The sequence below is a fragment of the Loktanella agnita genome, assembly GCF_046640325.1.
Classification (GTDB): Bacteria; Pseudomonadota; Alphaproteobacteria; order Rhodobacterales; family Rhodobacteraceae; genus Yoonia; species Yoonia agnita.
On sequence record NZ_JBJMBF010000009.1, the window covers coordinates 36,262 to 48,800 of the forward strand.

Genomic DNA, 12,539 nt, shown 5'->3' on the forward strand with positions numbered 1-12,539 from the left:
TTAAACCTTGCCCCGCTCAGCCGCGGCCCAATGACCACCAGCCTTTGCGCTTTGGCTTGGGCGGGCTGGCCTTCTGCGGCTCAGCCGGGACGGTATCAGCGGCCACAGGCTCTTTCGCAGGTTCAGGTTCAGCGGCCACCGGTGCGGGTTCCTCTACAGGGGCAACGGGTGCCGTCGCCTCTGCCACCTGCGCTTTGGCTTCAACCGGCTCCGGCGCTGGCTCCGCTTTCGGCTTCGCCCGGCTCCGACGCTTGGGCTTTGGTTTTTCCTCCGCCTCAGGCGCGGGCGCTTCCGCTTCAACAGGTGCCTCTTCGGCAACCGGCTTCTTACGCGCCCGTGTACGTTTCTTCGGCGCAGGCTTCTCCTCAGAAGCATCTTCGGCTTTTGGTTCCTGGGCAACAGGCGCGGCTGCCTCAGCCTCTTCCGCTGGCTCCTCAGCTTTCTTGCGGCGTACGCGCTTGCGCTTGGGCTTTTCAGCCTCTTCAGCCGGGACCTCAGCGGCCTCTGTCGGCGCTTCTGCTTCGGTCACAGCAGGCGCTTCGGCCTCAGCCTCCGCTTCTTTACGCTGCTCATCCGCATTCACGTCCGACGCATCAGATTGCTGCTGATCGGCATTGTGGTCACCATTATTGCCACCACCCCGCCGCCGACGACGCCGCCGACGCTTGCGCTTCGGGCGATCCTCGGAATCCGCCTCATCTTCTGGCTGGTCTGCCAAAACCTCTTCCGGCTCATCCTCGTCATCTTCCATCATGATCGAGGTGGTCACAACAGGTGCAGCCTCAGGCACCACACGTGTGGCGGTCTTGAACTTATCCAGCGCGTAATCCGGGGACACAAGCGTCGGATCGCATTCGATCCGGACCGACATGCCGTAACGGGCTTCCACATCCGCAATATGTTCGCGTTTGCTGTTCATCAGGAAATTGGCGATGGAAATCGGGGCTTTGATCAGGACCTCTTTGGTACGACCACGTACGCCCTCTTCTTCCAGCGACCGCAGGATCGACAAGGCAACATTGTCATCCGAGCGCAACAGACCCGTGCCATGGCAATGGGCGCACATTTGGGTCGTCGCCTCCAGCATGCCGGGGCGCAGACGCTGGCGGGACATTTCCATCAGGCCAAAGCCGGAAATCCGGCCCACTTGAATGCGGGCGCGATCCGTCTTCAGCTTGTCCTTGAAGCGCTTCTCGACAGCCGCGTTGTTCTTGCGCTCGTCCATGTCGATGAAGTCGATCACGATCAGACCGGCCAGATCGCGCAGGCGCAACTGGCGCGCCACCTCATCGGCGGCCTCAAGGTTGGTCTTTGTCGCGGTCTGCTCGATCGAGCCTTCCTTGGTCGCCCGGCCAGAGTTCACGTCAATCGCGACCAATGCCTCGGTGATGCCGATCACGATATAGCCGCCCGATGGCAGCTGCACGGTCGGGTTGAACATGCCGCCCAAATAGCCTTCGACCTGATAGCGGGCATAAAGCGGCAGTTGTTCGGCGTAGTATTTCACGTTCTTGGCGTGGGACGGCATGATCATCTTCATGAAGTCCTTGGCCGTACGATAGCCAGCCTCACCCGCGACGATCACCTCGTCGATGTCCTTGCTGTAAAGATCGCGGATCGACCGTTTGATCAGGTCGCCCTCTTCATAGATCTTCGCAGGGGCGGTGGATTTCAGGGTCAGCTCGCGGATCTGTTCCCACATGCGCTGAAGATATTCGTAATCGCGCTTGATCTCGGCCTTGGTACGCTGCGCACCGGCAGTACGGATAATCAGACCAGCCCCATCAGGCACGGTCATCGCACCGGCGATTTCCTTCAGCTTCTTGCGGTCAGCGGCATTGGTGATCTTGCGGCTGATACCGCCGCCACGGGCGGTGTTGGGCATCAAGACGCAATAGCGACCGGGCAAGGACAGATATGTCGTCAGGGCCGCACCCTTGTTGCCGCGTTCTTCCTTGACCACCTGGATCAGCAGGATCTGGCGGACCTTGATGACTTCCTGGATCTTGTAACGCTTCGGGCGCGGCTTGCGGACCGGGCGCACCTCGTCGGTATCATCCTCTTCGGCGACGCTTTCGATTTCGTCGTCCTTGTCGGTCGCCGCCATCTCAGGCTGATCATCATCGCTCTGATCATCGTCAGAGGACGGCGTTTCAACAGGCGTGTCGCCCACCAGCACCATGGGGGAATTACCCTCATCGGCCTCATCATCGTCAAGGTCGATGGTTTCCATACCCGCGATATCGCCAGAGGTTTCCTCCTCTGGCGTTTCGACCTCTGCGGTGGTGACCGCATCAGCACCTTCGGCGTCGGCAGCCTTAGTACGACCGCGACGGCGTTTGGGTTTGGATTTCTCGTCGTCTTCCTCGTCCTGCGCTTTCAGACTTTCGGCATAGGCGCGTTCCTCGGCGATCAGCGCTTCGCGGTCCGCGACGGGGATCTGATAGTAATCAGGGTGAATTTCCGAGAACGCAAGGAACCCATGGCGGTTACCACCATAGTCCACAAAAGCAGCCTGTAGCGACGGTTCGACCCGTGTAACTTTGGCTAGATAGATGTTCCCGGCAAGCTGGCGCTTGAATTGACTTTCGAAATCAAAGTCTTCGACCTTGTTTCCGTCGACCACAACAACGCGGGTTTCTTCCGCGTGTGTGGCATCGATGAGCATTTTCTTTGGCATATTGTCCGTTCGCACATAACTGCGGGGGCGCCCCTGGGGGCGCTGTTGTCCGTGTTACATGTCTGATTGTGGCGATCTGCACGCGGGCTGTGCCAGCGCCCTTCAGGGCGGCTGCATCTTGCCTGCTATGTTGCGCGCGTTGCATCGCGTTTCTTCTCCGACCGCGTATTCTGCGGCCCGTTCAAGGCCCGGCCTGCATCTGAGTAAACACAGCCAATGGCGTACTTCTGACCTTTCGGCCAAATCAGCTGTCCGGTTGTGACGGGCAATCTGCCCTCATCATCCAAAACAGAGAATTCTTGCGGAAGATGCCACGCGTTGTCTGCAAGGCTTTCCGTCATTCCTACATAATGGAGGAAGCCATAGTATTACAATGACAATTTCACTTATTGTCCCCCGACAGGAAACGCAGACCCAAGCCACCTGCGGTTGCGGCACTTGAAAACAAGGCACTTTTAGCGCTCCAACGCACCCTTACCTGCCATGATCTTGTCACGAAATTTTTCAATCCGATTGAACCGCGTGGCCGCTTGCTTGGCCCCGTTGAGGTTGATGAGGTAACTTTTCTGTCGCCCCGGTGTCAGCGTATGGAACGCCTCGGCCAGTGTCGGATCGGCTTCCAGCGCCGCGATCAGCTCTTCGGGAAAGTCCGGCATGCTGTGATCCTTGGGCGGCTTGATGCCCTGCGCGGCATAGCCCATCGCCTCAGCCAGATAGGCCCTGATGATCGGGGCCTTTGGCGCGACTTGATCATTGGCCGTAAACCGCAGCGTCCCGGCGTGGCGGGCATTCGGACCATTCGGCTCCAACACATCGTCGGGGTCTGTCATTAAAGCCGGATTCATAAAGCTTAGGCGAAAATCCCCGCGAAACGCACCAAAAATCGCGATATTGCGGCCCAGATGCATATAGCAGGGATGCGCCCATTTCACCGTCTCTTCCAGCCCCTCCTCCAGACAAAGGCTGCGCAGGGCGTTCAACCCGTCAGCCCAGGGCCGGATCGAACAATCGGGGGTGTCAAAGCGATCACAGCGCCCGCAGCCCTTGGTGAAATAGTCTTCGATATCCGTGATCATGATAAACCCACTATCCAGTGCCGCCCCGTGATCAAACCACGCAAGCGTGGCTTTGGATAGAGGATTGTCAGATCGTGGCACCCCAACGGCCGGCGTTCAGCGCCCTGCCCGCCCCGGATCAAAGGGTTAAGAGCGCATTCATGTTTTGCACCGCACGCTGCCTTAACCCGGCAAACCGCGAAAAAAAGTCCGACGCTTTTCCGATGCATATCCGATGGCAATCCGAACGCCTAAAATCCCAGAAAATCAGGCATTAACACCCGATTCCATAAAACATAAAAAACGCGCCCCACAGAATGGGACGCGCAACGCTTCGGGGTATTAACCCCTTGTTCAAAGATAGTCGGACCGCTGTAGCCCGTATTTCGCCATCTTCTCGTTCAGCGTCCGGCGCGGCAGACAAAGCTCTTCCATCACCGACACGATTGATCCTTTGTGACGGCGCATCGTGTTGTCGATCAGCATGCGTTCAAAAGCTTCTACGAATTCTTTCAATGGCTTGCCCTCGGTCGTCATCGCGGGCTTCATTTCCTCGGTATCGGCCATCAACAGCGATGCGATGGAGCCGGTCCCGCGACGGTTTTGCAGCACGGCGCGTTCAGCCACATTGATCAGCTGACGGACGTTCCCCGGCCAAGGCGCTTGCAGCAATTGGGCCGCTTCCTGCGCACTGACCTCAGGCGCGTCACAGCCATATTCGTCAGCAAACTGATCGCCCAGACGGGTGAACAGCGACAGGATATCCTCGCCCCGCTGACGCAGCGGTGGCACCGTAATCCGCAGCGCGGCGAGACGGTAAAACAGGTCCGGGCGCAGCACGGTTTCACAGGTTTTATCCTGCTCTTGCAGGTTACAAATCGCGACAATCCGGGTCTCTGCCGGTGTGCCCTGCTCGTTGATTGAGGTCAGCAAACGGGCCTGCAACGCATGGCTAAGTGCTTCAATATCCTCAAGAACCAAGGTTCCGCCACGGGCCTCTTCGATGGCCGGGATTGGCTCATCGTCCTTGGCCGGGCCAAAGATCCGGCGGGCCAGCGTTTCCTCGTCATAGGCAGAGCAGCTGATCAAAACGAATTTCTTGTTGGCACGGGCACCCACAGCATGCAGCGCGTGGGCCACAAGCGTTTTACCAGTGCCGGTTTCGCCTTCGATCAGCACATGGCCATCGGCCTGCCCAAGATCCAAGATATCTTCCTTCAACCGCTCCATCGGGGCGGACTGGCCGATCAGCTTTTTCATCAGCGCCGTACCGTCGGACAGCTCTTTGCGCAGCGCACGGTTGTCCAGCGTCAGACGACGGGCGGCCGTGGCCTTTTTGGCCAGCTCGGTCATGCGGTCAGGGTTGAACGGCTTTTCCAGAAAATCAAAAGCACCGACGCGCATCGCCTCAACCGCCATCGGCACATCGCCGTGGCCCGTGATCATGATCACCGGAAGAGAGCTATCCACGCCCTTGAGTTTCTTCAAAAATTGCATCCCGTCCATGCCGGGCATACGAATATCACTCACAACGATACCTGGAAAATCGCTCCCCAGCCCCTTCAGCGCATCCTCTGCCGAAGCATAGGTTTCTGTGTCGAAACCTGAAAGCGCGAGCCACTGGCTGATCGATTGACGCATATCTTTTTCGTCATCGACAATTGCAATTTTCATGGCCTTGGTCGTCATATTTCCATCCTTATTCTGCCGCAGCTACGCTTTGCTTCATGACCGGCAGTTGTACTTCAAATATCGCGCCACCATCCACCGCGTTACGCGCTGTGAGGCGACCACTCATATCGTTGATGATACCCGACGATATCGCAAGCCCTAAGCCGGTGCCGTCCCCCGGTGCTTTGGTTGTGTAAAAAGGTTCGAACAGCTCGGCCAGGTTTTCGATACCTTCGCCGTTATCACGAATTTGCAGGTTAATTATGTCCCCGGCAACAAGCAAAATTTCAATCGTGGGATTAGTTGCCTTTTTTGTCGCATCCAATGCGTTGCGCAGCAGGTTGATGATGACCTGTTCCAGCCGCAGCCTGTCGCCCCAAATCATCACCGGTTCATTCGGCAAAGTGCGGATAATATTGACCGCACGGGTCTTCAATTGCGGCTCCATCAAAGCCAGCGCCATGGACACCGCAGCCCTTGTATCAACGGGTTCAAAGGCTTCTTCACCCTTGCGGGCGTATGATTTCAGCTGCCGGGTGATCGCCCCCATCCGGCCCAGCAAATCATCGATCCGCTGGAACGATGACAGGGCCTCATCCGGGCGCTGACGCTGGAGCAAAAGCCGGGCACCGGCAAGGTATGTTTTCATCGCGGCAAGCGGCTGATTCAGCTCGTGGCTCACAGCCGCTGACATCTCGCCCAAGGCGGCGAGTTTTGACGATTGCGCAATGGTCTGTTCGGCCACTTCCAGCGTCTTTTCGACCTTCTCACGTTCAGCAATTTCCCGCTGTAGCCTGCGGTTCAATGCGCGAAGCTCTGCTGATTCACGCTGGAAAAACACCAATCGCGACGCGGTCTTACGCGACATGAACCAAAACATGATGGCCAGCAGAATCGCGAATCCCATCACTTCCAGCGCAAGAATGCCGTTCACCTTCTCGCGGACCGATGCATAGGTGGTAAAGCTGACCATCTTCCAGCCTTGATGCGGCACACGCACCTCGCGGCGCAGCACGGCCTCACCCTGTAGATAAGCATCCGCCGGTAGCGACGCCCAAGCCTGCGTCATACGAATGGCACGTTCGATGGCCGAAGGGGCCGATTGCAACGCCAGTGCCTCCGCCTCTTGCAGACCGCGCCAGCGGGGCTCTGTGGACATGATGATCATGCCTTCGCTGTCGGCCACGAATACAGCATCGGACACGCCCGCCCAGCTTTGTTCCAGACGCGGCGCGTCAACTTCGACCACGATCACACCCAGCATCCGATTGCTGGATTCGACCTTGCGCGAATACACAAGCGAAAAAGCGTTGGTCTCCGGGTGGCGGTATGTCGAATAGACAGTCTGATTATTGCGCATCGCAGCGACGAAATACGGCGCGTTACGGTGGTTCTGGCCCAAGCGACCACGATCCGTTGCCGCAACCGCGCGCCCGTCCCGGTTCAGCAGGGTCATTGTCATCGCCCCGGCCTCATCCACAAAGGACATCAGCCGCGCAGTCGACAGCGCATGGTTATTCGTTATCAGCGCGGCAATCAGATCAGAATCACGCGCCAGCACCTGCGGCACGAAGGAGCTCCCCTTCAATTCCGAAATCAGGCTATTCATATTTGAATTCAACCGGACCTCGGCCCGGTTGCGGATCGTATCGGTAAAGCGCTGGGTCAGAAATTGATTACTGACATAGATAACGATGACAGCAAACAGGCAAAACACCAAGATTGACAGGCGTAAATACCAGCGTGCTTTGCCCTTGCCCGTGCCCGTTTTTCCAAAAAGGCGGAGCTTCTCAATACCCAGTTTTTCAAACAGGTTGAATTTGCCGAAGTCATACATCTTAATAGCTTACGACCGTCATGCGATTGCAGCAAGGACGTAGATCAAGCTTCTGCAAATTGTCCGACAAGCCCACGAAACAAGGCTTGCCCGCCTGTCCCGCCATGGCCATCATCAACCGCCCGTTCAGGATGCGGCATCAGCCCCAGCACGCGCCGGTTTTCCGACAGCACACCAGCGATATCCGCCACGGCACCATTGGGGTTATTGATATAGCGAAATGCGATCCGCGCTTCGCCTTCCAGCCGTGCCAACGTATCCGGGTCGGCTGTGTAATTGCCATCGTGATGGGCCACCGGATAAGTGACCACATCCCCTGCAGTGTAACCCTCGGTAAAGGCGCTATCAGCGGTTTCCACTTTCATTTCAACTGTCTTGCAAATGAATTTCAGGTTGGCATTGCGCATCAAAGCGCCGGGCAGCAGGCCGGTTTCGGTCAGCACCTGAAATCCGTTGCAAACGCCAAGGGCAAAGCCGCCACGTTCCACATGCGCCACCACAGCCTTGCAAATCGGTGATTGCGCGGCAATCGCCCCGCAGCGCAGATAATCCCCAAAGGAAAACCCACCGGGAATGGCCACAAGGTCGATGCCCTCGGGCAATGCGGCATCCTTGTGCCAGACCATGCTGACATCGGCCCCCGCCGCCTTGAGCGCGACAGCCATATCTCGGTCACAGTTGGAACCGGGAAACACGATCACTGCCGCGCGCATCAAAGAAGCTCCACCTGGTAGCTTTCGATCACAGTATTGGCGAGCAGCTTTTCACACATTTCGTTCACCGTCGCCTCAGAGGTGCCATCGGCCAGCTCCAGCTCGATCACCTTGCCCTGGCGGACGCCGTCGACACCGTCAAACCCCAGCGTGCCAAGCGCATGGCGCACCGCCTCACCCTGCGGGTCAAGGACCCCGTTTTTCAGCATCACATGCACACGTGCCTTCATGGTCGGGGCCTTTCTAATTGATCAGTGTCGGCTTTGCGGGCCGGTGGGTCACGTTAGAGGGCATCACGCCAAGGCGCTTTGCCACTTCTGTATAGGCATCGGTCAGATTGCCCAGATCCCTGCGGAACACGTCTTTGTCCAGCTTCTGGCCGGTCTCGATATCCCACAGACGGCAACTGTCAGGGCTGATTTCATCGGCAAGGATCAGGCGCGGGAATTCATTGTCCCAGACGCGACCCACCTCGATCTTGAAATCAACCAACTTGATGCCAACGCCATACATCACGCCCGACATCCAATCATTCACCCGCAAGGCAAGACTGACGATATCATCCATGTCCTGCTGGGTGGCCCAGCCAAAGGCGATGATATATTCTTCGGGGACCAGCGGATCGCCAAGAGCGTCGTCTTTATATGAAAATTCGACAATGGGGCGCGGCAGTGACATGCCCTCTTCCATACCCAGACGTTTGGCCATGGATCCGGCGGCAAAATTGCGCACGATCACTTCCAGCGGTATGATTTCCGCCTGACGGATCAACTGCTCGCGCATGTTCAGGCGTTTGATGAAATGGGTCGGGATACCGATCTGGGTCAGGCCGGTCATGAAAAATTCCGACAGGCGGTTGTTCAAAACGCCCTTGCCCTCGATCACGGCCTTCTTCTCGGCATTGAACGCGGTCGCGTCATCCTTGAAATACTGGACCAAAGTGCCCGGCTCAGGGCCTTCATACAAGATCTTGGCCTTGCCTTCGTATACTTTCTTGCGGCGCGCCATACGTACCCCTCGTTCTGCGCGGCCCGATGCGGGGCGCGACTTGTCCGCGTCATAGTGCATGCCCCCCTTGCGGGCAAGGACTTGCGAAGGCATATCAGGAACAACGCTATTCAAACCAGAGGTCACCCCCATGAGCACATTCGACGACCGCGAGCACGCCTTTGAAGCCAAGTTCGCCCATGATGCCGATATGCAATTCAAAGCCGAAGCGCGGTGCAACAAGCTGCTGGGCCTTTGGGCCGCCGAATTGATGGGCAAAACCGGCGCCGATGCCGATGCCTACGCCAAAGAGGTCATCAAGGCCGATTTCGAAGAACCCGGCAACGAAGATGTCTACCGCAAGCTTTCGTCCGATCTGGGCGACAAAGCAGACGAAACAACGATCCGCACAAAAATGGTGGAACTGCTGGCAGTGGCCAAGGCGCAGCTGCTTGAAGAGCACTGAGTTAATTTAAGTTGTTAACAGTTTAACGGCGCGTCACTTCTGCTGACGCGCCGTTTTGCACTGCACACACCGACCAATTAACGTCCTGTTCACCCGGCGACCCTAGCTGCATCGCAGGTGGTATCGGAGTAGTCATGTTTCAGTTGCGTCCAGAACTCTCGGGGAGTTTCCCGAAAACGCTTGTTCAATTTGGTTTGCCCATTGGGGCGCTTGTTTTGTTTGGCGGATTGCTCTGGCGGGAACTGGCAGCAATGGATCTGGCCGCGATTGGCGTGGCCTTGGGGCAGGTCAGCACCGCAAGTTGGATCATCGCAGCCTGTGCCACATGGTTCAGCTTTCTGGCTTTGGGGCGATATGACGCCATCTGGCACGAGGTTCTGCGCACAGGCGTCAGCCAACCCGCCGCTAGGCGCGCAGGCATTCGGGCCGTGGCCATCGCGCAGATGGTGGGGTTTGGCGCGGTTACCGCAAGCCTTGTGCGTTGGCGCTGTCTTCCCACGCTCAGCCTGTGGCAGGCCACGCGCCTGTCCGCTGCGGTCACGCTGACATTCACCGCCTGCTGGTTCCCCTTCGCCCTGATCGCCCTGTGGTGGGTCGGCGCGGATGCGTTGCCGGTATCGCTGTCCCTGCCCTGGCTCACGACGTTGCTATTGGGCACGGTCGTTTTGCTGGCGCTGGGGTGGCGGCGCTTTGTGCCGCAAATGCAGGCCACACATCTGGCGCGTCTGATGGTCTGGACGGGCATCGACATGAGCTGCGCAGCACTCGCGCTTTATGTCTTGCTGCCCGCCGGGACGAACGTACCCTTCGATATCATCATCGCGGCCTATGTGATCGCGCTGGGGCTTGGGCTGATCTCAAACAGCCCCGGCGGTACCGGTGCGTTTGATCTGACGTTGCTTGCGCTGATCCCGATGCTTGCGCCCGAACAGGTGGTTGGCACGATCATCGCGTTCCGGATCGTCTATTACCTTGCGCCCGCCCTTCTTGCCCTCGCATCAATCGCCCGCCCGACACGACCCACAGCGCGACCAGCACAAGCCCCCGCACACTGGGGTTTGATCGCCCAGACAGGGGAATTGCGCGACGTTGCGGATCAGCCCTATTTCATCGGCGACGCGCCGGGCATCATGTGCGCTATTGGCCCGCAGATGCAAAGCGCACCACAAGTATCTGATATCAATAATTTTTGGCGGGAAAGCCTGACCCGCGGCCGCGTCCCCGCCTTTTATAATTGCGCATCAAGGCATGCGCTGGCGGCCCGCAAAGCAGGATGGTACGTGCGCCGCACCGCGATGGAGGCGATGATCCAGCCCGCCACATGGACCACATCCGGCGGCAAACGGCAGACCTTGCGCCGCAAGCTGCGACAAGCAGAGCAGGCGGGCGTCACGGTGACGCAAACGACCGATCTGTCCATGGCAGCGCTTAGGGACATCGCAGCAGAATGGGCCATCGCCCATGGTGGGGAATACGGGTTTTCCATGGGCCGTTTCGCACCCGATTTGATCGCGCAGCAGCGTGTTTTTCTTATCAAGCAGGACAACCGGATCATCGGCTTCATCAGCTTTCACACCAGCCGGGCGGAATGGACGCTCGACCTGATCCGCCATGTGGCAGGGCTGCCCGATGGCACAATGCATGCGGCGATTGTTGCCGCGATCAGCCAAGCCCGCGCCGAAGGTGTCGCGCGGCTGTCGCTCGCCGCCGTTCCAGATCCGCGCCACACCCCTGCTTTCTGGGCGGAAAAGCGCGCCGGTCTGATCCAGTTCAAGCGCAGCTTTTGCCCGATCTGGGTCGGTCGCTATCACGCCGCGCCAAACAAGCTGACCTTCTGGTTCACCGGGGTCGTGATCGGAATTGCGGTACACCGACCATTGGCAAACCTTTCTTGGAAACTTGCCGCGCGGGTAAAACCGGGCCTGTAAAGCCGCCGCGCCCTGCGGTTTCGATTTGCAGTCAGGCGGCAGACATGAGAAGCGAAGGGCGACGTTTTCCAAGGGAACAGATCGCAAATGACCAATGCTTTGTCCAAACTGCTCGCAAGCCGTGACTGGCTGATGGCCGATGGGGCCACAGGTACCAATCTGTTCAATATGGGGCTGATGTCCGGTGACGCGCCAGAGTTCTGGAACGTGAATGAAACCGCGAAGATCAAAACCCTTTACAAAGGCGCTGCCGATGCAGGCAGTGATATCTTCCTGACCAACAGCTTTGGTGCCAACGCCTCGCGCTTGAAGCTGCATGACGGGCAATCCCGCGTACACGAGTTGAACAAAGCCGCCGCAGAGCTGGGACGCGAGATCGCCGATGCGTCAGGGCGTCAGATCGTCGTCGCAGGCTCTGTCGGCCCCACAGGCGAAATCATGGCCCCGATGGGCAGCCTGACCCATGAAATCGCCGTCGAGATGTTCCACGAACAGGCCGAAGGGCTGAAAGCCGGCGGCGCAGATGTGCTGTGGGTGGAAACCATCAGCGCGGCCGAGGAATACAAGGCTGCGGCTGAGGCGTTCAAACTGGCCGATATGCCTTGGTGCGGCACGATGAGCTTTGACACCGCCGGGCGCACAATGATGGGCCTGACCTCCGCCGAGATGGTCAAGCTGGTTGGCAAGATCGAACACCAACCCATTGGTTTCGGGGCAAATTGTGGCGTTGGCGCATCCGATTTACTGCGCACGGTTCTGGGCTTCGCCGCCGCTGGACCAACCCAACCCATCATTGCCAAAGGCAATGCGGGCATCCCGAAATACCATGATGGGCATATCCACTATGATGGCACGCCGGAACTGATGGCCGATTATGCTGTTCTGGCGCGTGATTGCGGTGCAACGATCATCGGCGGCTGCTGCGGCACCACGCCAGAGCACCTGCGCAGCATGCGGGAAGCGCTGGAAACGCGGCCCAAAGGTGACGCGCCGACACTGGATATGATCACCGAAAAGCTTGGCGGCTTTTCCTCTGCCTCTGACGGTACGGATGGCGCCGGTCCTGCACCCAGCCCCCGTCGTGGACGTCGGAAGCGCAGCTAATGCGCGTCATCTTGATCGTGTTTACGTTCTTTTAACCACGTTAGTTCAATATTGAATCACGGGACAGGCGTGCTGGCCTACGACCGTTACAAAAACAG

At 58.3% G+C, this 12,539-nt stretch carries 10 protein-coding genes; 3 read left to right on the forward strand and 7 right to left on the reverse strand.

All coding sequences use genetic code 11. From position 1 onward, the window contains the following. Positions 1 to 16 precede the first annotated feature (16 nt). From ACJ5NV_RS11715 to purC, 7 genes are all read right to left on the reverse strand, one after another. Positions 17 to 2,680, reverse strand: a complete 2,664-nt coding sequence (locus ACJ5NV_RS11715) for an Rne/Rng family ribonuclease (protein ID WP_411643909.1) — start codon at positions 2,678 to 2,680, stop codon at positions 17 to 19. Between the two features lie 455 nt (positions 2,681 to 3,135). Continuing rightward, positions 3,136 to 3,756, reverse strand: coding sequence for a YdeI/OmpD-associated family protein (locus ACJ5NV_RS11720; RefSeq protein WP_411644109.1), 621 nt, complete (start codon positions 3,754 to 3,756; stop codon positions 3,136 to 3,138). Between the two features lie 333 nt (positions 3,757 to 4,089). Then, a complete protein-coding gene (locus ACJ5NV_RS11725) occupies positions 4,090 to 5,424 on the reverse strand; it encodes a sigma-54-dependent transcriptional regulator (RefSeq protein WP_411643910.1) in 1,335 nt (444 codons plus the stop codon). Positions 5,425 to 5,434: 10 nt separating this feature from the next. Then, positions 5,435 to 7,243, reverse strand: coding sequence for a sensor histidine kinase (locus tag ACJ5NV_RS11730; protein WP_411643912.1), 1,809 nt, complete (start codon positions 7,241 to 7,243; stop codon positions 5,435 to 5,437). Positions 7,244 to 7,287: 44 nt separating this feature from the next. Further along, a complete protein-coding gene (gene purQ / locus ACJ5NV_RS11735; protein WP_411643914.1) occupies positions 7,288 to 7,956 on the reverse strand; it encodes a phosphoribosylformylglycinamidine synthase subunit PurQ in 669 nt (222 codons plus the stop codon). Beyond that, on the reverse strand, positions 7,956 to 8,186 hold the full coding sequence (purS, locus tag ACJ5NV_RS11740) for a phosphoribosylformylglycinamidine synthase subunit PurS (RefSeq protein WP_411643915.1): 231 nt from the start codon (positions 8,184 to 8,186) through the stop codon (positions 7,956 to 7,958). The genes purQ and purS overlap by 1 nt, the downstream gene beginning before the upstream one ends. Before the next feature lie 13 nt (positions 8,187 to 8,199). Continuing rightward, a complete protein-coding gene (purC, locus tag ACJ5NV_RS11745) occupies positions 8,200 to 8,964 on the reverse strand; it encodes a phosphoribosylaminoimidazolesuccinocarboxamide synthase (RefSeq protein ID WP_411643916.1) in 765 nt (254 codons plus the stop codon). Between the two features lie 130 nt (positions 8,965 to 9,094). On the opposite strand from purC, the gene ACJ5NV_RS11750 reads away from it, so the two are divergent. The 3 genes from ACJ5NV_RS11750 to bmt all read left to right on the forward strand — a co-directional run bounded on the left by ACJ5NV_RS11750 (position 9,095) and on the right by bmt (position 12,441). Beyond that, entirely contained in the window at positions 9,095 to 9,409 is a 315-nt protein-coding gene (locus ACJ5NV_RS11750; protein ID WP_411643918.1) for a DUF1476 domain-containing protein, read from the forward strand. Positions 9,410 to 9,543: 134 nt separating this feature from the next. Then, on the forward strand, positions 9,544 to 11,337 hold the full coding sequence (locus ACJ5NV_RS11755) for a phosphatidylglycerol lysyltransferase domain-containing protein (RefSeq protein WP_411643919.1): 1,794 nt from the start codon (positions 9,544 to 9,546) through the stop codon (positions 11,335 to 11,337). 87 nt (positions 11,338 to 11,424) lie between these two features. Continuing rightward, on the forward strand, positions 11,425 to 12,441 hold the full coding sequence (gene bmt / locus ACJ5NV_RS11760; protein ID WP_411643920.1) for a betaine--homocysteine S-methyltransferase: 1,017 nt from the start codon (positions 11,425 to 11,427) through the stop codon (positions 12,439 to 12,441). Positions 12,442 to 12,539: the final 98 nt, after the last annotated feature.

Bases quoted from the DNA above. Each gene is read 5' to 3' on its own strand.
- ACJ5NV_RS11715 (WP_411643909.1), bottom strand. From the start codon at position 2,680: ATGCCAAAGAAAATGCTCATCGATGCCACACACGCGGAAGAAACCCGC.
- ACJ5NV_RS11720 (WP_411644109.1), bottom strand. From the start codon at position 3,756: ATGATCACGGATATCGAAGACTATTTCACCAAGGGCTGCGGGCGCTGT.
- ACJ5NV_RS11725 (WP_411643910.1), bottom strand. From the start codon at position 5,424: ATGACGACCAAGGCCATGAAAATTGCAATTGTCGATGACGAAAAAGAT.
- ACJ5NV_RS11730 (WP_411643912.1), bottom strand. From the start codon at position 7,243: ATGTATGACTTCGGCAAATTCAACCTGTTTGAAAAACTGGGTATTGAG.
- purQ (WP_411643914.1), bottom strand. From the start codon at position 7,956: ATGCGCGCGGCAGTGATCGTGTTTCCCGGTTCCAACTGTGACCGAGAT.
- purS (WP_411643915.1), bottom strand. From the start codon at position 8,186: ATGAAGGCACGTGTGCATGTGATGCTGAAAAACGGGGTCCTTGACCCG.
- purC (WP_411643916.1), bottom strand. From the start codon at position 8,964: ATGGCGCGCCGCAAGAAAGTATACGAAGGCAAGGCCAAGATCTTGTAT.
- ACJ5NV_RS11750 (WP_411643918.1), top strand. From the start codon at position 9,095: ATGAGCACATTCGACGACCGCGAGCACGCCTTTGAAGCCAAGTTCGCC.
- ACJ5NV_RS11755 (WP_411643919.1), top strand. From the start codon at position 9,544: ATGTTTCAGTTGCGTCCAGAACTCTCGGGGAGTTTCCCGAAAACGCTT.
- bmt (WP_411643920.1), top strand. From the start codon at position 11,425: ATGACCAATGCTTTGTCCAAACTGCTCGCAAGCCGTGACTGGCTGATG.